This window comes from Neobacillus sp. PVCKKU3 (assembly GCF_058323225.1).
In genome coordinates, this window is sequence record NZ_JBLVQN010000002.1 from 250,432 (window position 1) to 270,165 (window position 19,734).

A 19,734-nucleotide genomic window follows, 5' to 3' on the forward strand; every position below is an offset into this window, starting at 1 on the left:
AATAGGAAACTTTATCATCTAGAAAGGGGAGAACCCTGTTGAACCATGAACAAATGGATATCAAAACACCGGAATACGTCTCACTTCAGTTTAGCCTTGCCGGTTTAGGCAGCAGGGCTGCGGCATTTATCATAGATCAATTAATCTTAATGTTGTTTAATATTTTGTGCATTATTTTGGTTATTTTCATCATGAAAGGCATGTCGTCTTTTCCTTTTTTTTTAGAAGAGAATACTGTCCCTTTTGCCATAGCGATTATTGTGATATTTATTATTAATTGGGGCTACTTTTTTGCCTTTGAATTTTTCTATGGCGGGAGAACACTGGGCAAGAAATGGATGGGTATCAGGGTTATTCAAGAAAATGGACACAGCATTACCTTGCTTTCAAGCTTTATCCGCAATCTAATGCGAATTGTCGATTCTCTGCCAGCGGGGTATTTTCTTGGAATGCTAATGGTGTTTTTTCATTCCAAGCATAAGCGACTAGGTGACCTAGTTGCTGGGACAGTTGTGGTTCATGAACGGGGTACTAAAGCTAAGAAAAAGCCTTCAGGAATTGAGAAAGAAATCCTAAATAGGGATCTTTCCAAAGAGGATTTAATCATAGATGAATGGGCGCTAAGATCGTTAGGAATGAAGGAGTGGAAGTTGATTCGTACATATGCGCATCGCTTTGTTCAACTTCCCACTGCAGAGCGGAAACAATTAACCGGGCAAATTGCTGAGATTATGCTTCCAAAAATCGGTGTGGAAGCAACTGGTTACAGTGATATAGAGCTCGAAAACTTACTCCTGTTACTTTACTTACATTTACGTGAGGAATGGGAGTTTGAACTTTAAATAAGTAACATGAAACGGGCAGTGATCAGTAAACGCGCTGCCCGTTTATTTATGCTGATGACTATTCTATTGAAGCGGATACGGAAACTGGCTTGAGTAATTGCTAAATTGCTGATGGGCTTGATTGACTTTCTGCTGTTCCTCGGCCTCAAGTTTATACCATCCATTTTGGAACATTAGTTGGAAAAACTCCCGGCTGCTCTGGTGAGTTTCATTTAACATCTGCAACAGGTCGGCGTGCAGCTGCTGATGGCTTGCTTCACGTACTGCAATGTTTAAACTGTCTGTAATATATTTGCAGGTGCTTAGTGCATCATTTAAAAAATCACGATCGTTCATTTCTGGACCTTTAACTTTTGGCAATTGTCCTGTTTGTGGATTGGCAATTTGGTTAGAATTCTGGGATTGCTGCATTTGTTGACCTTGCTGCATTTGTTGATTCTGTGGCATTTGCTGGTTTTGCACTTTTAAATACCTCCATTCTAATGCATTTGCTGTTGCTGTTGCTGTGCATTTTGCAAGCTTGATAATACAGCATTATTATTCACTTGCAGGTGAGACAACAATTTTTGATAGTGTTGCTGATGCATTTGACCCGCATTATCAAGGGCTTGCTTTACTTGTGGATTAGTTGCATGCTCCGCTAGAAAATGTAATTTCTTAAATGCCAGAAGCTCCCAGGACATGGCATCTTTTAAATACATAAGATCTTTGGTTGTAATCGCCTGGGGCGGTTCAGGAATCGGTACTTGATTGGTTTGCACCTAAAAAACTCCTTTCATGATTTATATCAATTCATGTTTATAATGAACAATTTTCCTTTTTATTATGTAAACATCTCTTGTTTGCATGGCGCTTTTTGTCAAATCCATGCGACTTTTGTTGTGTTTGAAAAATAGGAGTCGAAAAATATAGGTTTGGGATGTATAATAAGAACTTGTGATACTAATAGAATGTGAAAGGAGACTGTCTTAATGGAATGGACATTAACCATTTTGTTTGTTGTATCCATTTTGCTGCTGATATTCTCAATCCTGAAAGAACGTCAAACTGCTAAGAAAAACCATAAAGAAATTGACCTTGTTCATATATCTGTGATGAAAGAAATAAATGGGATGCAAGAATCACTTCGCAACATGGAACTTGATTTGGAAATTGTCACGAAAGAGACGGGAGTTCAGCTATCCGCGGAGGAAAAAATATTAAAGCGTGAAGTACTAGACTTATACAGACGCCAATACTCTATTGATAGCATTGCTCAACAAAAACAGGTTTCCGAAAATGAAGTCAAGCAGATTATCGCTGTTTATCAATCATCGCAAGCTGAAGGGAGACTGGTTGCCAATGAAGGTTAACCTAATCAGCAGTTTTTCAGCGGGTCTTCTATTGGCGACAGGTATCTGCACCATTGCTTATTTTTCAAGCGACAGCCATGTTTCAAAGGCGGCTGGACAGCCAGCATCAAATCAAGCATCTGTATCAAAGGATGCAATGAAAAAGCAGCTGACCGATGCAGGATATATAGTGCAAACAAAAGATGAGTATAACAAAAATTTGGATGCCGCGAAAAACGGTACAGCTCAACAAGAGACTGCCGCTCCCGCGGATGCACAGCAGCAAAATGTATCACAAGCAGTCATTAATGTTGCAGACGGCATGACAAGTATTGATGTCGGGAGAATGCTAGTGTCAGCAAATCTTATTCCTGATGCTTTCCAATTCTCAAAAGATATCGAGGCGAGAGGACTGCAAAACAAATTACGACCTGGTACATATACCGTTGATAGCGGTATGTCATATGACCAAATCATAGCGGCTATTTTTCATTAGAAAAAAGACACTTTCCTTTGATTGGAAAGTGTCTTTTTTGGCTAACGTAATTTATTCACATACTCCTGTACCATTTCAGGTGTAACATTTTTTCTAATCGATATAATCCGTAAATTTATCTTATTCATTCTATTTGTCACTTTATTAATTTTATCCGTAGAAAAGGGTTTACCTTGTTTGCATAATTCAACTGCTTCTTCAATATACATTTCCCGCTGCTGATCTAGAGCCAAAAACTCCTGATACGATTTATTTTGATCTTCTGCATGCTTGATTAAATCCTTATGTACACTCATGTTTTCACTCCTAAAAAGACGATATATAAATAATATCATCCTTTTAGAAGCTAAACTAGTATTTTAACTGAGTGTACTTTTTACCTAAGGTAAGGCTATGCTGTAACGTGGTAGTGACAAACACCCTGCTGTTTCTTCATTGTTATTTTCTTCTTCGCTTCCAAATAATCCAAATGGCCGATAATTTCCGACATAACTAAAGAAAATTGTTCATTATAGGTATTTTTATATAATGCCTGCGCAATTTCATTGGCTGTAGAATGCCCGGATTGGATATATCTCAAGATGAGCTCAGATTTTTCTTCAATCCGCTCTAATCGCTTATGAATAAGTGCTTTCGGATCTTGAATGACCGCTCCATGCCCAGGGAAAACAGAATCAATTTGGATAGCAGCACATTTATTTAAGGAATCAATCTGCTGACTAATGGTTGGCAATCTGTTTCCGTTTTCATCAGGCTCAACAATGGCATTACTTGAAATATGTTCAATTAATAAATCGCCGGCAAATAACTGCTTTCTTTGTTGATCCAAAAATGCCAACTGATCAGGGGAGTGTCCAGGGACTTCCAAAATAGTGAAACCAAGGAATTCATTGTCTGTTATTGCTGTAATTTCTGCACGCATTGCTTTACCCTTATTACGTAGTAAGGCTTTCTTTAAATAAGCAATTTGCCTCTCACCGGTTTCCCCGCATCCCATTTCATCATAAAGCTTTGCAAAAAATTCAGCCCGCATTTCCATAAAATCTTTGTCTCTTTTTAAGCGGGGAATAGAAAGGGGAGAAGCATATACTGGAATGGGATGGGCATCGACAATTCTGTCTACCAAACCAACATGATCAATATGATGGTGGGTTAAAATTATTTCGGTTAAATCCCGTAAAACCAAGCCATTTTGATTCAATGCCAGGTTAAGTGCCTCCCAATGAGAGTCGGTATTATACCCAGCATCGATTAATGATAACGACTTTTCTTGTTTAACAAGAAAAAAATTGACCGTTTTTAACCCTCCAAGCTTCTCCGGAATCGAAATCGGTATGACCAAGCTGCAGTCCTTTTTTATATCTAACAAAATGTACACCTCACTAATCTCAATCAAATTTTAAATAATATATATTTTTTGAACGTTGGTTTAAAACAGTAATATTCATATTATACAAAAAATTCTAAAAGATGTATAGCAAATGTATCGGAAATAATATGTTGACAATATACCTATTAGGGTATAGAATCAATGGTGTTCGAAAGCAAATATGAATTTGAAAAGGGTTAATGCCCACTTTTATTTTTTTTAAAATAATACCCTTATGGGTAATATAATAGACAATCGGGAGGAATTCTTTAATGAATACTACAAAGCTTTTAGACGCAAAAGGACTTGCATGTCCAATGCCGATTGTAAAAACAAAAAAGGCAATGAATGAGCTGGAATCAGGTCAGGTATTGGAAATCCATACAACTGATAAAGGTGCAAAAAACGATTTAACCGCGTGGGCCAAGTCTGGTGGACACGAAGTATTAAATTTTGAAGAAGGAAATGGTGTATTAAAATTCTGGATTAAAAAAGGATAATTTTTTTCATTCAAAAAGATACCCTTATAGGTATAAAAACAGGAGGTTTACAATGACTGAAAAGAAAAAAACAACGATTGTCTTGTTCAGCGGTGATTACGATAAAGCAATGGCGGCCTATATTATCGCAAATGGTGCTGCAGCATATGATCATGAAGTCACCATTTTCCACACATTTTGGGGGCTGAACGCTCTTCGCAAGGATGAAAACATCCCCGTAAAAAAAGGGTTTTTGGAGAAAATGTTTGGGAAAATGATGCCTCGAGGCGCTGACAAAATGGGTCTTTCTAAAATGAACTTTGCCGGATTCGGTCAGAAAATGATTAAGGATGTCATTAAGAAACATAACGCCCTGGAACTGCCGCAATTAATTGAAATGGCACAAGAACAGGATGTAAAACTGGTTGCCTGTACGATGACAATGGATTTATTGGGTCTTAAGGAAGAGGAACTTATGGACCACATTGAATATGCAGGAGTAGCTGCGTATTTGGCAGATGCCGAAGATGGTAAAGTAAATCTGTTTATTTAAAAAAGAGACGGGAGGATTATTATGACAAATATGAAGGCAAATGTAATATTAGATGCTAAGGGCTTGGCATGTCCAATGCCCATCGTGAAAACGAAAAAAGCAATGAATAACCTTGAAGCAGGGCAAGTTATCGAAGTATTAGCGACCGATAAAGGCTCTAAAGCAGATATGAAAGCTTGGGCTGAAAGCACTGGCCACCAATACCTAGGAACAATTGAAGAAGATGGTGTATTAAAGCATTATCTTAGAAAGTCTTCAAATGATGAAACACTTGAGAAAAAACACCCTGACGTCATTAACAACGAGGACCTTGAAAAGAAACTTGAAACTGCAGACAACATTATTTTGCTTGATGTAAGAGAATCGGCAGAATACGCGTTTAATCATATCCCACAGGCTGTCTCTATTCCTTTAGACGAATTAGATGAAAGACTATTTGAATTAAACAAAGAAGATGAAATTTACGTGATTTGCCGGACTGGAAGCCGCAGTGATTTTGCTGCGCAAAAATTAGCGGAACAAGGATTTAAAAAGGTAATGAATGTCATACCCGGTATGAGTAAGTGGACAGGAAATACCACCGGATTAAATAATTAATTTTTTTAGAAAAAAATATACTTTGAAGAAATTCTAGACAAAATCCCGAATGATCAAGAAGTTTTAGTCGTTTGTGCGAAAAAAGGCAGAAGATTGGGTTGGCGATTTAAGAGAAACTCTTTATAATCGATATAAACAATTATCAGAAGAGCTGATTGTTCTACCAGCCCATTTTATGATTATTGACGAATTAAACGAAGATGGCACTGTATCAGAAAAATTAGGCGTATTGTTTGCCCAAAATCATGGTCTTAATATTGAAGATGAAAATGAATTTAGAAAGATGGTAACGGAAAACCTGCCGCCGCAGCCTAATGCGTATCAAGAAATTTGGGAAACCAATATGGGTAAAATAAATCCAGATATTGACCTGCAACGGGAAATGGAAATCGCCCCCAACCGTTGTGCAGTTCGATAATGAGGTGACTTAACAATGACTGAGGAAAAAAAACAAATAAACGATTGCAACACAACTAGATCTTGAGGAATTAGCAGGACTAATGTTTCTGGAAATGGTAAACAGGTTAAACAACCGATACCTATATGACCAGGCACGTTAGTTTGGCTCCTGGCAGGAGCCATTTACCTCATTTATAAAGCATTTATGTGATGCTTTCTCTATAGAGTGTGATATTTCTAGGTCATGCTCTTTTTTTCGTTCTTAAAAATTGTTAATACTAAAGTTTTGCAGGTAATCATGGGGATATTAATCCCGGCCATTGCAGTGAAGACGTGGATGAAAATCTTATGATAAAAAGGGCTGATTACGCCCTTTTTATATACCCCTTCTAGTATAATAAGTAAAAACCCTTAAAAAGGAGGGCGCTATGCAAGTAATACAAATTGGTTCACTTGCCATTTCGCTAAAATGGCTGCTGCTAGGGGTTGGTATACTGATTGGCCTCTTCATCATCAAATTTTGGGTAAGAAAAACACATGAAGGGGAGTTACATAAGAGAGTATTTGATTTGATGGTAAATACACTTATTTTAGGATTTTTTATTTGGAAGGGAAGTCTACTCATTCTTGAACCATCCATTGTAATAAAAAGTCCATTATCCTTGTTGTATTTTACTGGGGGAAGCAAGGGTCTGATTCTTGCCATGATCGGGTCCCTTATCTATTTCGTTTTCAAAGGACGGAAAATAAATATTCCCAATTCGCTTATCAAAAAAATCCTAGCAGTAACTGCTTTATCAGGGCTGCTTGGATGGACGATGTATGATTTTGCTTCAACACAAACTAAAGATACAAAAACTGCTCATGAAAGGAAGCATGTTGACCAAAGTTCCGTTGAAATTGGAATACAGGAAGGAAAAAAAGCTCCTAATTTCCATTTGAAGAATACAGAGGGTCAAGAAGTTCAATTGTCTGATTTTAAAGGGAAGAAGGTAATCTTAAATCTATGGGCAACCTGGTGTCCGCCATGTAAAGCGGAAATGCCCCATATGAATGAATTCTATCAGGAGCAAAAAGGGAAAGATGTTGAAATTGTTGCTGTAAATCTAACCACATCTGAGAAAAATCCAGATAGCGTTGAACAGTTCGTGAAGGATTACGGTTTAACCTTTCCTGTCTTACTTGATGAAAGCGGAGAAATAGCTGACGTATATCAAGCCATTACGATTCCAACCAGTTATATTATTGATACTAATGGTATCATTCGTAAAAGAATAGTTGGCCCAATGGATAAAGAAATGATGATAGATCTGATTAATGGCTTGAAATAAAAAGTGAGATAATAAAATAATAGGACGTTCTAAGCAGAATTCCTCCGCTTAGACGTCCTTTTTAATATTAATTATTAATTATACAGTTTGTGCTTGATTCTTTTTTCATTTGAGTTACACAATCCTTATGCATTTCTTTTAATTGTTTTTCACTTAGCTGCGGGTGTTTTTCCTGCATCATCGGGAGCATCTCTTTGAAATCTCCCACCTTGCAAGCAATCTGGTCACTGGCCGCCAAAACACCAGTTCCCAATCCCAGCAATAGGATAAGGGTAAATGCACTTGTTGCTATTTTTTTCATTTTAATCCTCCTTTGAATTTGCATTTCTAATTACAATTTAATTTTAATATGTTTTTTCACATACGGAGTAGGGTAAATTTGACAAGTTAGTAAACTTTAGAAAAGTAAACACATTCTCGTCAAATTTTTAAGCATTTTATTACTTTCTAACACCGCGATAGGTTAAAATAAAAAGGTGATTATTAAACAGGAGGAATTGAACATGAACATCACAGACCAGGCTCGTGATCTGTTAAAACAAGTGTTCAAAGAAGAGAATGCCAACAACATTCGTGTCTTTTTTGAAGGCTATGGCTGAGGGGAGCCAAGAATTGGACTGGCTCTGGATGAGCCGGATGCAGACGATATAATCGTCACAATAAATGAAATCACAGTAGCAATTGACCCTATCATTGAACCTAATATAGAAGGCCTAACCCTTGACCGAAGCGGAGATGGAAAAGGTATTTCTTTGATTGGCAATACAGGTGCATGCTGTTAGTAAAAAAGACCTATCCAGGTCTTTTTTGTTATTATCGACATGATGGTTCGATGGGACCTAAAATATATAAGACCACCCATTTTTCTGGGTGGTCTTATTGTATTATTGAATTGCGGCTTTTTTGGCCCCCGTTGGCCAGAAATAGCCGATAACGGCACCAACTACTGCCGGTATTATCCATCCTAGACCAATACTATAAAGCGGTAAATATTCAATGTACGAAGCTTTAATAGCTTCGAATAAAGAAATGGCCGCTCCGGGTAAGCTTCCAACCAACGTGCTGTATCCATCGAAGAAACTAACACAAAAAGTAAGGAACATAGACGCTGCATATACACTTTGCTTATGTTTAAATAATGATGAGCTAAGCGTCAACAAAATCAGAACAATCGCCAAAGGATATAATAGCATTAATACTGGAACAGCGTATTGAATAATATTGTTTAAGCCAAAATTGGCAATGATAAATGACACAAAACTTAGGATAAGTACGAACATTTTATAGCTTACTTTTGGAAAAACACTATTGAAAAATTCACTACATGAGGTAATGAGTCCAATGCTTGTTTTTAAACATGCTAGAACAATAATAATAGCAAGGAGGATCGCACCGAATTCGCCAAAGTAATGATTGGCTACCTTAGCAAAGATTAATCCACCATTATCGAATGTACCAATGGCAGATATGCTTGATGCCCCCATATACGTAATGAGACCATAAATCAGCATCATTAGTGCCATAGCGAAAATGCCTGATTTCCAAGTTGCTTTTGCAATTGTCTTCGTGTCGGTGATTCCTTGTCCTTTAATAGCATTGATGACAACAATACCAAATGCTAATGAAGCAAGGGCATCCATTGTGTTATAGCCCTCTTTAAAACCAGTAATAAAGGCCAATTGGCTGTAATCACCCGTTGGAGCTCCAAATCGTCCCATAGGTTTGACGATTGCGATAATAATTAATAAAAATAAAAATACTAAAAATGCAGGTGTTAGATATTTTCCAATATAGTCAATAATTTTCGCAGGATTTAATGAGAAATAATAGACAATGGCAAAAAATACGAAACTAAAAAGCCCAAGATATAAGCTGGCGTGCTCTGGATTAATAAATGGTTCGAAACCGACTACGAAAGGTACTGTTGCTGTACGTGGAATCGCAAAAAAAGGTCCAATGGTTAAGTATAGAGCCATGGCGAAGACGACTCCAAATTTCGGGTGGACCCGACCTGCTAATTCACGAAGTCCATTACTTCCGGATAGCCCGAATGCCAAGATCCCCATAAATGGCAAACCAATTGCTGTTACAAGAAAACCAATTAAAGCTGGCCAAAAGTTAGTTCCGGCAACCTGTCCCATCTGAATAGGGAAGATCAGGTTTCCTGCCCCAAAGAACATACCAAACAGCATTGTACCAATGACTGCGTATGTTGAAAATGATATTTTTTGATGCATGCATGTTGCTCCTTCTAGATGAATTTCATTTATTTTAACATCGTTTAGAATAATTGGCTATCATGGATTGATTGCTGGAGCAAGTTGGCATTAAAACGTTTTGGACACCTAAATGGCAAACATATCTGAAATAGGAGAGGAGGACATGGAGATCGAGCCAAGTTTAATAATATTACTGAAATTCAGACAATCAGAGGAGGTTGAAGAAGAAGGGAAGGGGGAATTGGCCCATGGAAACAGGCAAAAACAGGAGAGAGGGAACTTGATTTCATTTAAGTTCCCTTTTTATTTTTTTCATCGGACTTATTTTAATGTTTTCAGCCATGCAGCCATTGCTGGCGCATCCTCTTTGGACACCAAGCCAGATGGCATACCCCCTCGGCCATGTTGGATGATGTCCTCGATTTCCTTATCCGATAAACGGGAACTCACTCCTTTTAAAGAAGGCCCAACTCCCCCTTGGTATTGATCCCCGTGACAGCCTGCACAGGTGTTCTTATAGATGGATTCACCGTCCACTTTAGATATCGTTCCATTTCCTTCTTGGCCTTCATTCTTTGCAGGCGTTTCATGTGCCTCTTCTTTCTGGTCTTGCACATTGCTGAGTACAAAAAATCCACCAATTCCTATCACTAGGATGGCTAGGGCAATCAAAACAGTATTTTTCATAAAATCGCCTCCTAATTATCCTTTTTCGGTACAAGAAATAAAAATGATGTGCAAATTCAATCTAACCAGACAAACGAAAGGATTTTTGGTGCGACCACTTACCAAAATACCCTTTGATATAAGTATGAGCAGATAATTGGAAACTACGCATGAAAGAGGAAAACTGCATAGATTGCCTATGATTCAGAAAGAGCACCTATTGAAATAATTTTGAAGAGTGGATTTGTACGGAACTGCAGTATTGCTGGAGGAAGTAGGGAAGGTCATAGCTCCTAAAGGCGTAACTTCTACATAATTACGTAAAATATAAATTTGACGAAATTATCCTAGGGAGGTAAAATATAGTAGAGGTGTTATTATGGTAAATCCAGCAAAACAGGAAAATTTCAAAAAGCTCCAGGCAATGCTTAATGAACTCCCTTGGTATGTTGAAGAATACATAAATCATAAATTACGAAAACTTTCGACCGCATCGTTATTCAATTATTGTCATGACTATAAAATCTTCTTTAATTGGATGATTACTGAACAATTATGGACCGGCAGCATCAAAGATATTCCATTGGAACGTCTTGAAAAAATGACAGTCATTGAAGTTGAAGGATTTTTAAATTTTCTCCATTACGAATTAAATAACAAAGAACTAACCGTTAACCGTAAATTATCTGCGTTGAAATCCCTTTTTAACTACCTGCAAAACATCGCGGAAACACCGGATTTAGAACCCTATATTAATCGTAATGTCATGGCGAAAATAGAGTTTAACGAAGTTAAGGAAAGCATGGAAACAAAAGCAAATAAAATGGAAGGTAAAATTCTGCTTGGGGATGAATATGAGCGTTTTCGCCTGTTTGTCGCCTATGAATACGGCGAAATCAATAAAGATAACAAAAAAGTCTTCAATTTTCATCAATTAAATAAAGAACGTGATACCGCGATTGTATCGTTGATTTTAGGTTCTGGATTACGTCTTTCTGAACTTATTGGTTTAGATCTTGAAGATATTGATTTCAGTAAGTATTGTGCGCGAGTGATTCGCAAAGGAAATAAAGAGCAATTCGTCTTTTTCAGCCAGACGGCAATGGATGATTTGCAGGAATACCTAGCTATACGGACTTCTAAATACCGGGTTGATAAAAATATGAAAGCATTATTTGTAGCAGCTCCAGTAGGTCCAAAAGGAAAAACTAGACGACTGACAGCACGTTCAGTCGAAAAACTGATTGAAAAATATGCGACCGCGTTCGGAAAACCATCATTATCAGTACATAAATTAAGACATTCATTCGCAACCAGATATCATGGTGAAATCAATGATGTGCCGAAATTACGCCGGCAATTAGGTCATTCATCGATTCAAACTACGATGATTTATACGCATATTAAGAATGATGACTTAAAGATTGCTGTTGATAAGATGGATATGCCGAAGGAACAAATAGATTAAAATAATACGAAGGCTGTATAAATAGCAGCCTCCCCTTTTTTTATTTCATTTTATTAGTTTACATAATATATTTATAGTTAATTATATTCGAGATATCTCAATTGTAGAGTATACTTAAGATAGTGAGACGAAACAAAATTTTTAGCTATTATTTTTTCAGTAATTAATTTATTGATAATAGATTCGCTGAATATACCTACATTACTCATATTTCTTTCCTGATTCTCAGCGGAAATTAATAACTAGAAGCTAAATCAATTTTACCCACTAATAAATCATAAATTTGCGATTAAAATTAACTTTGAGTTTGAACTTATATTTTTGCTTATTTGGTTTGCCTCTTCACTAAAAATATCTAGCTAGTTTCATCTAAAAATCCAACAATTGTATAATTGCTGAGATCTTGCCTATCACTTCCAACAGCGATTTGAAAATGCCCCCCTCCTCCCTCTTTGTTTTTCTCTAAAGAATGATTACAACATCTATCTCTAAAATTCTTGATGTTATCTCCTTTACCAGGATTCTTGTAGCCATAGACGGTTCTAAAATGAGCGAAAAAGCATTACAAACCGCATTAAAATTTGCTAAGGAAAGATATTCTAAAATTGGTGTTATCCATGTGGAGAAAAATTTGCAAATTGTCGATGGGATGCCTATAAAAACAATTGATAATATGTATACTGACCAAGAGACAAAAGGCCATGATTTATTACAACAAGCGGTTACTCTTGCAGAAGAAGAAGGAATAGAGATAGAAGCCCTTTATGTAATGGGAGAACCGGCTATTCAAATTGTCAAAAAGGCAGATGAATTAAACTATCAGCTGATTATCATAGGTAGCAGAGGATTGGGTAATATTAAAGGGTTAATGCTAGGAAGCGTCAGCCAGAAAGTTTCCCAGCTAGCGCATTGCCCTGTTTTAATTATTAAATAGTATAACAAATGCTTAGAATCCATGAAAGAGTTCTAAGCATTTTCATCCCGGCGGCAAACTGGCTATAATCCAATTCTGTACAAAAACCGTCTTGTGCCAACAGTACATAACCGGAATCAGCTATCAAGTTTTGTGAAAAATTTAATAGCTGTTACATAAAAAAAGAGGCTGCCCTGGGACAGCCTCTTTTGGATTTGTTATTAAGCTTTACGAACGTTTGATGCTTGTGGTCCGCGGTTACCTTGCTCAACGTCAAAAGTTACTGATTGACCTTCATCTAATGTTTTGAAGCCTTCGCCTTGAATCGCTGAGAAATGTACGAATACGTCTTCTCCACCTTCACGTTCGATGAATCCGAAGCCTTTTTCGCCATTAAACCATTTTACTTTACCTTTTTCCATTGTGTTGCCTCCTAGTGTGTAAATACACACAATGTAATACTATCCTTGCTCTCAGTGATGATCAAGACGAAAAGTTCAAACTTATACAAATCCTTTACACCGAACAAAAATAATTCTTTTACATTATCGCATTCTTTGTAAAAAATTGCAAGAAGACGAAAAATTTATCATATTGTTAGACTGTTTGAACTGACTATTTCTTTAATATAATCATTGCGGTGTATTTTGTATCTGGATAAACCCCATATTCTGTATGTGTGCTTACAGCAAGAGGAACAGAATTGTATTTAACATCTATCAGCTTTCCTTCCTCTAATGTACCAAGAAAATCATTAACAACCCGTATAAGTTCTGCAAAGTCTGTGCTTTGAAAACCTTTTGCCTCGTACATTCGTTCTACCTCCCTTTATAGAAATTACTACAATATACTTTAATCAACATAAGAAAAAATCCCTTTTAAATAAAAGGGGATTCTTATAGATTAGGCGTTAAAGTTAAACTTTCAAATAAGCATTTATCCTACCTTGTTGTTTATTAAATCTATTGCTTGATTTTCAGTTATACCTCTAATTAAACCAAGTTCACTGATAAAAATCCTTCGTGCACTCTCCAGCATCTGCTTTTCGCTTGAATTGAGCGATTTATTTTTGTTTATTCTCATTAAGTCCCGTACAACTTCCGCGCCTTCTTGGATATTACCTGATTTAAGTTTTTCTAAATTAATTTTGTATCTTTCTTTCATCGAAAGGGTTGTATCGGTTAGACCATGATAAAAAATGTCCAATACGTTTTCAAGTGTAATCAAATCGGTAGCTAAACGAATTCTTGATTTGTCTACTTTTGCGATAGGGATCATGACTTGCATTTTATTGATTCGCATATTTATTATATAATACTGCTGTTTTTCACCTTGAATTTCCTTTACTTCTATTGCTTCAATAACTCCTGCTCCCTGCATTGGATAAACGATGCAATCACCAACTTGAAACAACTAACCACCTCCAAATTAAGTACATCTTAAGTATACCATACGACTTCAAAAATAACAAATTTTTAATTATATCATCTATTTTTATTGACTGTCAACAATTTTCCCCTGATCTGTTAGTAAAAAAAACAATGGGCTCGATGCCCATTGTTCGTTGTTTAGTATTTTGAATTAATGATTATTTTCCATTTCTATAATCAAATTTTCAATTTGTTCTTGTGAAAGCTTTTCACGTTCAATTTCAACATCGTTACCGTAGCCAATTAAAACTAGATCATCGTGATTTGATAATGGTTTTCTTCCTCTTGGAACAGATTCTGTGTATTTTTTCCATTCGCCATTAATCTTAGCGAGTGATACATCGCCTCTTTTCATCATCAAGCCATCTATACTTTTCGGCATCTTTAAACCTTTAATAAATTGTTTTTTTGAGAAATAAAAATCTTCTTCCATTTTTTCATCTCCTTAATGTTAATAGTATATGTCAATTACGCCATAAACCATTTATGAATATTTATCTTTTCCGCGTTTACCTCCCATTGAAATAAGCTACAAAAGTTTCAATCCCTTAGCCGGCAATAAATAGATTGCCGGCTATTTCAATCTAATTGCACAAAAAAAGGGCTAAGGGCTGCTTCACTAGGAAAGCAGTTCTTAGCGCTTTTTTGTAAAATTTATCCTGCATTTTTCATACGTCCACCAGAAAACTGACTGTTGTATAGGTCAGCATAGAACCCGTCTTTCTCCAACAATTCCTGATGATTTCCCTTTTCAATGACTCGGCCGTTGTTCATGACTAGAATGATATCTGCGTCGCGAATAGTTGATAGCCGGTGGGCTATGATAAAGCTTGTGCGTCCCTTCATCAAATGATCCATAGCCTTTTGAATCTGGACTTCGGTCCGGGTATCAACACTGCTTGTAGCCTCGTCAAGGATTAACATCGCCGGGTCTGCAAGAATCGCTCTAGCAATCGTTAATAGCTGCTTTTGCCCCTGAGAAATATTCGAAGCTTCCTCATTTAAGATGGTATCATAGCCGTCAGGCAATGTGCGGATAAAGTGGTCCGCATTAGCCGCTTGTGAAGCAGCAACAATTTCCTCTTCTGTTACTCCATCCCTTCCATACGCGATGTTGTCACGAATTGTGCTGTTAAAGAGCCATGTATCCTGCAGCACCATTCCAAATAAGCCTCGCAGGTGCTCTCTCTTCATTTCCCGTGTATCGATTCCATCAATCAAAATTTTACCGGAATTGATTTCGTAAAAACGCATTAACAGATTTATAAGTGTTGTTTTACCCGCTCCGGTAGGACCAACGATGGCCACCTTTTGCCCTGCTCTTACTTCAATGTTCATATCGTCGATTAATAATTCATTTTCTTTATAACCGAAACAAACATCCTCGAATTTTACCTCGCCCTTTGGATCAGCAAGCTTTTTTGCTGTGGCAGCTTCCGGAATCTCCTCTGTTTCATCAAGGATCTCAAACACCCGCTCTGCGCTAGCCACCGTTGATTGAATCACGTTGGCAATCATCGCAGTCTGGGTAATCGGTTGGGAAAATTGTCTAGCATATTGGATAAATGCCTGAATGTCACCAATTTCAATCGCTTTTTTTGTGACCAATATTCCGCCTGCCACAGATACAAGTACATAACCGATGTTATTGATAAACGACATGAATGGCATAATTAACCCAGACATAAATTGCGCCTTCCAGCCAGCTTGATAAAGTCTTTCATTGATTTCTTCGAATTGATCAATAGACTTTTGCTCACGGCCAAATACCTTAATAACCTTATGGCCGGTATACATTTCTTCAACATGTCCGTTTAGCTGGCCAAGCGCCTTTTGCTGTCCCTTGAAATATACTTGTGAACGTTTGGCAATATTTGCTGTCGCAATAAAACTAAGCGGCAGTGTCACCACCACGATCAATGTCATTAGCGGACTAATCGAAAGCATCATCACAATTACACCAATTAAGGTAACCACTGAGGTAATCAGCTGGGTTAAGCTTTGCTGCAAGGTGGTGCTGATGTTATCGACATCATTTACTGCCCGACTGAGGATTTCACCATGGGTGCGTGCATCAAAATATTTTAATGGCAGACGGTTTAGCTTTTCTTCTACTTCCTTACGAAGCTGGTAAACTGTTTTTTGTGCCACTCCCGCCATAATATATTGTTGAGTGTATGCAAAAACAGCACTTAAAATATAAAGCCCAATTAATAATAAAATGATATGCCCGATGTATTCAAAGTCAATTTTTGCTCCAGGAACACCTCTAAACTTCATCATCAAGCCTTCAAATAGTTTGGTTGTCGCTTTCCCCATTATTTTAGGACTGACGATCGCAAATAGGGTACTGATGATGGCGGTGACTAGAACCGATACGAGCTGAATTTTAAAGGGCATTAAATACGCAATTAACCGTTTCAGCGTTCCTTTAAAATCCTTTGCTTTTTGAACAGGGGCACCCATTCCCATAGGACCAAATCCGCCGCCAGGCCCCCGAGGACCAGGTCCTGGTTGAGGTCTATGATTCTGTGAATCTTTACTCATGCGATTTCCTCCTCAGAAAACTGAGACATGACAATTTCACGATAAACTTTGCTGGTTTCCATCAGCTCTTTATGTTTGCCAATTCCAGCAATTTCACCATTATCAAGGACGATAATTTGGTCCGCATCGATGATCGTGCTGACGCGCTGGGCAACAATTAATACAGTAGATTGCTGCGTTTCTTCTTTTAATGCCGCCCGAAGCTTGGCATCTGTTTTAAAATCTAAAGCGGAAAAGCTGTCATCGAAAATATAGATTTCCGGTCTTCGGACAAGCGCACGAGCAATGGATAAACGCTGTTTCTGCCCACCAGAAACATTTGTTCCCCCTTGTGCAATCAGCGTGTTGTAGCTTTCAGGCATTTCGTTAATAAACTCTGCCGCTTGGGCGATTTCAGCAGCATGACACACTTCTTCATCCGATACTTCTTCTTTGCCGTATCGAATATTATCCGAAATAGTCCCTGTAAAAAGAACGGCTTGCTGCGGGACAAAGCCAATTTTTTTGCGAAGTAATTCCTGAGTCATTTCTCGTACATCGATTCCGTCAACCAACACTTTGCCGCTGCCAGCGTCATAAAAGCGTGGAATCAAATTAATAAGCGTAGATTTACCTGAGCCGGTTCCGCCGATAATCGCGGTGATTTCACCTGGCCTCATTTTAAAAGAAATATTTGAAATTGCAGGCATTTCAGCTCCTGGATAGGAAAAGCTGACATTCTGAAATTCAACCTCCCCATTGCTGCTTACTGGGGGACATGGAATTGATGGATTTTTAATATCAGCCGTTGTATCTAGAACCTCAATAATTCTTACTGCTGATACAGAAGCTCTTGGAATCATCACAAACATCATCGATAACATCAAGAAGGAGAACATGATTTGCATCGCGTATTGGATAAAGGCCATCATGTCTCCTACTTCCATGTGCCCATTACTGATGCGGATGCCGCCAAACCAGATAATCGCTACTGTGGTCAGATTAAGGATAATCATCATCGTCGGCATCATGACTGCCATCAGTTTATTGACTTTTATAGCGGTTTGCGTAAGATCCCAGCTGGCTTCATCGAACCGCTTTTTCTCATGCTTGATACGGTTAAAGGAACGGATCACACGAATTCCAGTTAAATTCTCCCTTAAGACGCGGTTTAGATTATCAAGTTTTACCTGCATCGCTTTAAATAATGGAATGGCATTTCTTTGTACAATTAAGATAATGATAATTAATATGGGAATCGCCACTGCCAGAACTAAAGAAAGTTTGGTGTCTTTGGATAAAGCCATGATGATTCCTCCGATGCACATCATTGGAGCCATGACCATCATTCGGAGCATCATGATTAAAACCTGCTGTATTTGCGTGATATCGTTTGTTGTTCTCGTGATGAGTGATGCTGTTCCAAATTGATCAAATTCCTGTAAGGAAAACTCGCCGACATGGGAAAAGATTTTACTTCGCAATAATTTTCCGAAACCTGAAGCGGCTTTGGCAGAAAAAAAGCTGGCACTGACAGAGCAAATCATGCCGCCTGCTGCAACGAGGAGCATGAACCCGCCAATTTTCCAAATATAATGTGTATCGCCGGTTACTACACCCTTATCAACAATATCGGCCATTAATGTCGGCAGATACAGTTCAGACAAGGATTGCAGAAGCACTAATACCAAAACAAACATAACAGGGAACTGAAATGGTTTTAGGAATTTTGCTAATTTAAGCATTTTGGTCATCTCCATTCCTTATTGACGATAGGTATGCTCGAAATAGTTAAAAACTTTATTAAGAAGCTCAGCAAGCTTCTCACTGTCGTCTTCCCCTAAATAATCAATTAAACCTGCAAAAGTTTCGGTAAAAGCTTTTTTAGCTTCGTTAGTTACTTCGATGCCTCTTTCTGTAAGGTGAATATTGACAGCGCGCCTATCAGTCGGATCAATATTCCGTTCAATAAGACTGTCCTTTTCTAGCTTGTTAATAATCTGTGTGACAGTCGGCGATGTAACCCTAAGAATACTGCTAATCTCAGAAACCTTCATATCTGGTTTCTCCTCATTTGTTTCATGCCTTATCGCCAAAAGAACTTTGATTTCACTGGGATTATAACCGGCTATTTGCCGATCATGCCATCCGGACTTTCTAAACTGTGAAAATGCCCTCAGAAGTTTTTGCGTGGTATTTGCAATATTATCCGTCATTTTTTCCACCTCCTATAAAATAGATAGGTTACTAATTTATTTACCAACCTAAGTATAATTTGAATACAATTTTTCAGTCAATCAAAAAACACAGGGGTTTCCTGTGTTTTTATCCTAAACCTCTTCTTTTTTTACTTCTACCTTAACTAACTTCCATTTTCCATCTGAGTAGGACCAGTAAGACTCCACAAGTGCAATGGTATCTGCATTCGCAATTCCGGTAACTCTTTGAATACCTTTTAACCCCAATTTTCCCCCATCTAATTGGATAGGTTCAAGACTGTTAAAAGGATTCACCATTAATTCGGTTGGTTCATTCAGTTTTCCTTTTCGATAAAGCCCCATTTTTTTATAATAATCCTTTCGATCTCTTAGGTCGAAAAGATAGGATTTACCCGTAGCGTTAATTTTTATTTCTGCTTTATAGCCATCTAAAAAATGAGTTTCCATATCAAGGGGCTCAGAGGCAGTTAGATCTTTTATTTGAAAATCTTTAAGCGTATATAAAAATGTATCGACGATACCGCCGCTGCCGCCAGTATATACAGTGGCAAATACATCCTTAACACCATCATGATTAATATCCGCCAGCTGCAGTGCTGCTTTTGCTCCACTTTCCAATGGAATTGTCGAAGTTTTCCCATCTGAAGTATTTATTTCGATGAAAATTTCTTTTAGGTAACTATTTTCATCATCCTGGTAGGGTTCCCCCTTTAATTGGATAACCTCGTTTTTACCATCACCTGTGATATCTTCTTCCTCTTTCGATATCGTAATCACTTTTGCTTTTTCTTCAATGGCATAAACAACTGTAATGGCAGAAAGCGAAACCATAAAAAAAGCAAAAACAGCTAAAAGCGTTTCTTTTTTCATTTTAATCCCTCCCCATATTGATT

The 19,734-nt window shown here is 37.6% G+C and carries 24 protein-coding genes and 1 pseudogene; 10 read left to right on the forward strand and 15 right to left on the reverse strand.

All coding sequences use genetic code 11. The annotated features are described in order from the left end of the window. Nucleotides 1-38 precede the first annotated feature (38 nt). Nucleotides 39-842 carry an RDD family protein gene (locus ACNQGS_RS02775; RefSeq protein ID WP_491486027.1) on the forward strand — a complete coding sequence of 268 codons (804 nt, stop codon included), beginning with the start codon at nt 39-41 and terminating at the stop codon, nt 840-842. A 66-nt stretch (nt 843-908) separates the two neighbouring features. Here ACNQGS_RS02775 and ACNQGS_RS02780 read toward each other — a convergent pair whose 3' ends face one another. Then, nucleotides 909-1,256, reverse strand: coding sequence for a spore coat protein (locus tag ACNQGS_RS02780; protein WP_491486051.1), 348 nt, complete (start codon nt 1,254-1,256; stop codon nt 909-911). A 68-nt stretch (nt 1,257-1,324) separates the two neighbouring features. Then, nucleotides 1,325-1,546, reverse strand: coding sequence for a ferritin-like domain-containing protein (locus ACNQGS_RS02785; protein ID WP_491486052.1), 222 nt, complete (start codon nt 1,544-1,546; stop codon nt 1,325-1,327). A 270-nt stretch (nt 1,547-1,816) separates the two neighbouring features. Between ACNQGS_RS02785 and ACNQGS_RS02790 the strand changes: the two genes are divergently transcribed. Both ACNQGS_RS02790 and ACNQGS_RS02795 read left to right on the forward strand, forming a co-directional pair. Beyond that, nucleotides 1,817-2,197: a hypothetical protein gene (locus tag ACNQGS_RS02790; protein ID WP_491486028.1), complete on the forward strand. Its 381-nt coding sequence runs from the start codon at nt 1,817-1,819 to the stop codon at nt 2,195-2,197. Then, nucleotides 2,187-2,672, forward strand: a complete 486-nt coding sequence (locus ACNQGS_RS02795) for an aminodeoxychorismate lyase (protein WP_491486029.1) — start codon at nt 2,187-2,189, stop codon at nt 2,670-2,672. Before ACNQGS_RS02790 ends, ACNQGS_RS02795 begins: the two co-directional genes overlap by 11 nt. Before the next feature lie 41 nt (nt 2,673-2,713). Here the strand turns inward: ACNQGS_RS02795 and ACNQGS_RS02800 are convergent, their stop codons facing one another. Both ACNQGS_RS02800 and ACNQGS_RS02805 read right to left on the reverse strand, forming a co-directional pair. After that, nucleotides 2,714-2,968 carry a DUF2533 family protein gene (locus tag ACNQGS_RS02800; RefSeq protein ID WP_491486030.1) on the reverse strand — a complete coding sequence of 85 codons (255 nt, stop codon included), beginning with the start codon at nt 2,966-2,968 and terminating at the stop codon, nt 2,714-2,716. 95 nt (nt 2,969-3,063) lie between these two features. Further along, complete coding sequence (locus tag ACNQGS_RS02805; protein ID WP_491486053.1) at nt 3,064-4,050, reverse strand: MBL fold metallo-hydrolase; 987 nt, start codon at nt 4,048-4,050, stop codon at nt 3,064-3,066. A 263-nt stretch (nt 4,051-4,313) separates the two neighbouring features. On the opposite strand from ACNQGS_RS02805, the gene ACNQGS_RS02810 reads away from it, so the two are divergent. The 5 genes and pseudogenes from ACNQGS_RS02810 to ACNQGS_RS02830 all read left to right on the forward strand — a co-directional run bounded on the left by ACNQGS_RS02810 (nt 4,314) and on the right by ACNQGS_RS02830 (nt 7,400). Continuing rightward, nucleotides 4,314-4,541, forward strand: coding sequence for a sulfurtransferase TusA family protein (locus ACNQGS_RS02810; RefSeq protein WP_491486031.1), 228 nt, complete (start codon nt 4,314-4,316; stop codon nt 4,539-4,541). A gap of 52 nt (nt 4,542-4,593) precedes the next feature. After that, nucleotides 4,594-5,073, forward strand: coding sequence for a DsrE/DsrF/DrsH-like family protein (locus tag ACNQGS_RS02815; RefSeq protein ID WP_491486032.1), 480 nt, complete (start codon nt 4,594-4,596; stop codon nt 5,071-5,073). A 21-nt stretch (nt 5,074-5,094) separates the two neighbouring features. Beyond that, nucleotides 5,095-5,670 carry a sulfurtransferase TusA family protein gene (locus ACNQGS_RS02820; protein WP_491486033.1) on the forward strand — a complete coding sequence of 192 codons (576 nt, stop codon included), beginning with the start codon at nt 5,095-5,097 and terminating at the stop codon, nt 5,668-5,670. A gap of 85 nt (nt 5,671-5,755) precedes the next feature. Next, nucleotides 5,756-6,088 (forward strand): annotated as a pseudogene (locus tag ACNQGS_RS02825) (MBL fold metallo-hydrolase); the annotation flags it as partial. A gap of 409 nt (nt 6,089-6,497) precedes the next feature. Beyond that, complete coding sequence (locus ACNQGS_RS02830; protein WP_491486034.1) at nt 6,498-7,400, forward strand: redoxin domain-containing protein; 903 nt, start codon at nt 6,498-6,500, stop codon at nt 7,398-7,400. A gap of 67 nt (nt 7,401-7,467) precedes the next feature. Here the strand turns inward: ACNQGS_RS02830 and ACNQGS_RS02835 are convergent, their stop codons facing one another. From ACNQGS_RS02835 to ACNQGS_RS02845, 3 genes are all read right to left on the reverse strand, one after another. Further along, nucleotides 7,468-7,701, reverse strand: coding sequence for a hypothetical protein (locus ACNQGS_RS02835; RefSeq protein WP_491486035.1), 234 nt, complete (start codon nt 7,699-7,701; stop codon nt 7,468-7,470). Nucleotides 7,702-8,284: 583 nt separating this feature from the next. Continuing rightward, nucleotides 8,285-9,637 (reverse strand): branched-chain amino acid transport system II carrier protein, encoded by a 1,353-nt coding sequence (gene brnQ / locus ACNQGS_RS02840; protein WP_491486036.1) that lies wholly within the window; start codon nt 9,635-9,637, stop codon nt 8,285-8,287. 303 nt (nt 9,638-9,940) lie between these two features. After that, nucleotides 9,941-10,306, reverse strand: a complete 366-nt coding sequence (locus ACNQGS_RS02845) for a c-type cytochrome (RefSeq protein ID WP_491486037.1) — start codon at nt 10,304-10,306, stop codon at nt 9,941-9,943. A gap of 358 nt (nt 10,307-10,664) precedes the next feature. Here ACNQGS_RS02845 and xerS point away from each other — a divergent pair, with 358 nt between their 5' ends. Both xerS and ACNQGS_RS02855 read left to right on the forward strand, forming a co-directional pair. Next, the gene (xerS, locus tag ACNQGS_RS02850; protein WP_491486038.1) at nt 10,665-11,753 is read left to right on the forward strand and encodes a tyrosine recombinase XerS; all 1,089 of its coding nucleotides are present in this window, start codon (nt 10,665-10,667) and stop codon (nt 11,751-11,753) included. A 469-nt stretch (nt 11,754-12,222) separates the two neighbouring features. Continuing rightward, nucleotides 12,223-12,687 carry a universal stress protein gene (locus ACNQGS_RS02855; RefSeq protein ID WP_491486039.1) on the forward strand — a complete coding sequence of 155 codons (465 nt, stop codon included), beginning with the start codon at nt 12,223-12,225 and terminating at the stop codon, nt 12,685-12,687. A gap of 200 nt (nt 12,688-12,887) precedes the next feature. On the opposite strand, the gene ACNQGS_RS02860 is transcribed toward ACNQGS_RS02855, so the two are convergent. From ACNQGS_RS02860 to ACNQGS_RS02895, 8 genes are all read right to left on the reverse strand, one after another. Beyond that, nucleotides 12,888-13,088, reverse strand: coding sequence for a cold-shock protein (locus tag ACNQGS_RS02860; protein ID WP_213115665.1), 201 nt, complete (start codon nt 13,086-13,088; stop codon nt 12,888-12,890). 193 nt (nt 13,089-13,281) lie between these two features. Next, on the reverse strand, nt 13,282-13,479 hold the full coding sequence (locus tag ACNQGS_RS02865; protein WP_213140074.1) for a sporulation protein Cse60: 198 nt from the start codon (nt 13,477-13,479) through the stop codon (nt 13,282-13,284). Nucleotides 13,480-13,602: 123 nt separating this feature from the next. Further along, nucleotides 13,603-14,079: a CarD family transcriptional regulator gene (locus ACNQGS_RS02870; RefSeq protein ID WP_491486040.1), complete on the reverse strand. Its 477-nt coding sequence runs from the start codon at nt 14,077-14,079 to the stop codon at nt 13,603-13,605. Nucleotides 14,080-14,247: 168 nt separating this feature from the next. Further along, nucleotides 14,248-14,529 carry a hypothetical protein gene (locus tag ACNQGS_RS02875; protein WP_213140076.1) on the reverse strand — a complete coding sequence of 94 codons (282 nt, stop codon included), beginning with the start codon at nt 14,527-14,529 and terminating at the stop codon, nt 14,248-14,250. Between the two features lie 221 nt (nt 14,530-14,750). Further along, nucleotides 14,751-16,643 carry an ABC transporter ATP-binding protein gene (locus ACNQGS_RS02880; protein ID WP_491486041.1) on the reverse strand — a complete coding sequence of 631 codons (1,893 nt, stop codon included), beginning with the start codon at nt 16,641-16,643 and terminating at the stop codon, nt 14,751-14,753. After that, complete coding sequence (locus ACNQGS_RS02885) at nt 16,640-18,367, reverse strand: ABC transporter ATP-binding protein (protein WP_491486042.1); 1,728 nt, start codon at nt 18,365-18,367, stop codon at nt 16,640-16,642. The genes ACNQGS_RS02880 and ACNQGS_RS02885 overlap by 4 nt, the downstream gene beginning before the upstream one ends. An 18-nt stretch (nt 18,368-18,385) precedes the next feature. Then, complete coding sequence (locus tag ACNQGS_RS02890) at nt 18,386-18,838, reverse strand: MarR family winged helix-turn-helix transcriptional regulator (protein WP_491486043.1); 453 nt, start codon at nt 18,836-18,838, stop codon at nt 18,386-18,388. Nucleotides 18,839-18,952: 114 nt separating this feature from the next. Further along, complete coding sequence (locus ACNQGS_RS02895; RefSeq protein WP_491486044.1) at nt 18,953-19,711, reverse strand: YybI family spore inner coat protein; 759 nt, start codon at nt 19,709-19,711, stop codon at nt 18,953-18,955. Nucleotides 19,712-19,734: the final 23 nt, after the last annotated feature.

Excerpts from the sequence above, each read along its gene's own strand:
- ACNQGS_RS02785 (WP_491486052.1), bottom strand. The coding sequence starts at position 1,546 with ATGTATTTAAAAGATGCCATGTCCTGGGAGCTTCTGGCATTTAAGAAA.
- brnQ (WP_491486036.1), bottom strand. The coding sequence starts at position 9,637 with ATGCATCAAAAAATATCATTTTCAACATACGCAGTCATTGGTACAATG.
- ACNQGS_RS02845 (WP_491486037.1), bottom strand. The coding sequence starts at position 10,306 with ATGAAAAATACTGTTTTGATTGCCCTAGCCATCCTAGTGATAGGAATT.
- ACNQGS_RS02835 (WP_491486035.1), bottom strand. The coding sequence starts at position 7,701 with ATGAAAAAAATAGCAACAAGTGCATTTACCCTTATCCTATTGCTGGGA.
- ACNQGS_RS02795 (WP_491486029.1), top strand. The coding sequence starts at position 2,187 with ATGAAGGTTAACCTAATCAGCAGTTTTTCAGCGGGTCTTCTATTGGCG.
- ACNQGS_RS02880 (WP_491486041.1), bottom strand. The coding sequence starts at position 16,643 with ATGAGTAAAGATTCACAGAATCATAGACCTCAACCAGGACCTGGTCCT.
- ACNQGS_RS02830 (WP_491486034.1), top strand. The coding sequence starts at position 6,498 with ATGCAAGTAATACAAATTGGTTCACTTGCCATTTCGCTAAAATGGCTG.
- ACNQGS_RS02800 (WP_491486030.1), bottom strand. The coding sequence starts at position 2,968 with ATGAGTGTACATAAGGATTTAATCAAGCATGCAGAAGATCAAAATAAA.
- ACNQGS_RS02865 (WP_213140074.1), bottom strand. The coding sequence starts at position 13,479 with ATGTACGAGGCAAAAGGTTTTCAAAGCACAGACTTTGCAGAACTTATA.
- ACNQGS_RS02860 (WP_213115665.1), bottom strand. The coding sequence starts at position 13,088 with ATGGAAAAAGGTAAAGTAAAATGGTTTAATGGCGAAAAAGGCTTCGGA.
- ACNQGS_RS02875 (WP_213140076.1), bottom strand. The coding sequence starts at position 14,529 with ATGGAAGAAGATTTTTATTTCTCAAAAAAACAATTTATTAAAGGTTTA.
- ACNQGS_RS02820 (WP_491486033.1), top strand. The coding sequence starts at position 5,095 with ATGACAAATATGAAGGCAAATGTAATATTAGATGCTAAGGGCTTGGCA.
- ACNQGS_RS02885 (WP_491486042.1), bottom strand. The coding sequence starts at position 18,367 with ATGCTTAAATTAGCAAAATTCCTAAAACCATTTCAGTTCCCTGTTATG.
- ACNQGS_RS02890 (WP_491486043.1), bottom strand. The coding sequence starts at position 18,838 with ATGACGGATAATATTGCAAATACCACGCAAAAACTTCTGAGGGCATTT.
- ACNQGS_RS02815 (WP_491486032.1), top strand. The coding sequence starts at position 4,594 with ATGACTGAAAAGAAAAAAACAACGATTGTCTTGTTCAGCGGTGATTAC.
- xerS (WP_491486038.1), top strand. The coding sequence starts at position 10,665 with ATGGTAAATCCAGCAAAACAGGAAAATTTCAAAAAGCTCCAGGCAATG.
- ACNQGS_RS02810 (WP_491486031.1), top strand. The coding sequence starts at position 4,314 with ATGAATACTACAAAGCTTTTAGACGCAAAAGGACTTGCATGTCCAATG.
- ACNQGS_RS02895 (WP_491486044.1), bottom strand. The coding sequence starts at position 19,711 with ATGAAAAAAGAAACGCTTTTAGCTGTTTTTGCTTTTTTTATGGTTTCG.
- ACNQGS_RS02780 (WP_491486051.1), bottom strand. The coding sequence starts at position 1,256 with ATGCAGCAATCCCAGAATTCTAACCAAATTGCCAATCCACAAACAGGA.
- ACNQGS_RS02790 (WP_491486028.1), top strand. The coding sequence starts at position 1,817 with ATGGAATGGACATTAACCATTTTGTTTGTTGTATCCATTTTGCTGCTG.
- ACNQGS_RS02855 (WP_491486039.1), top strand. The coding sequence starts at position 12,223 with ATGATTACAACATCTATCTCTAAAATTCTTGATGTTATCTCCTTTACC.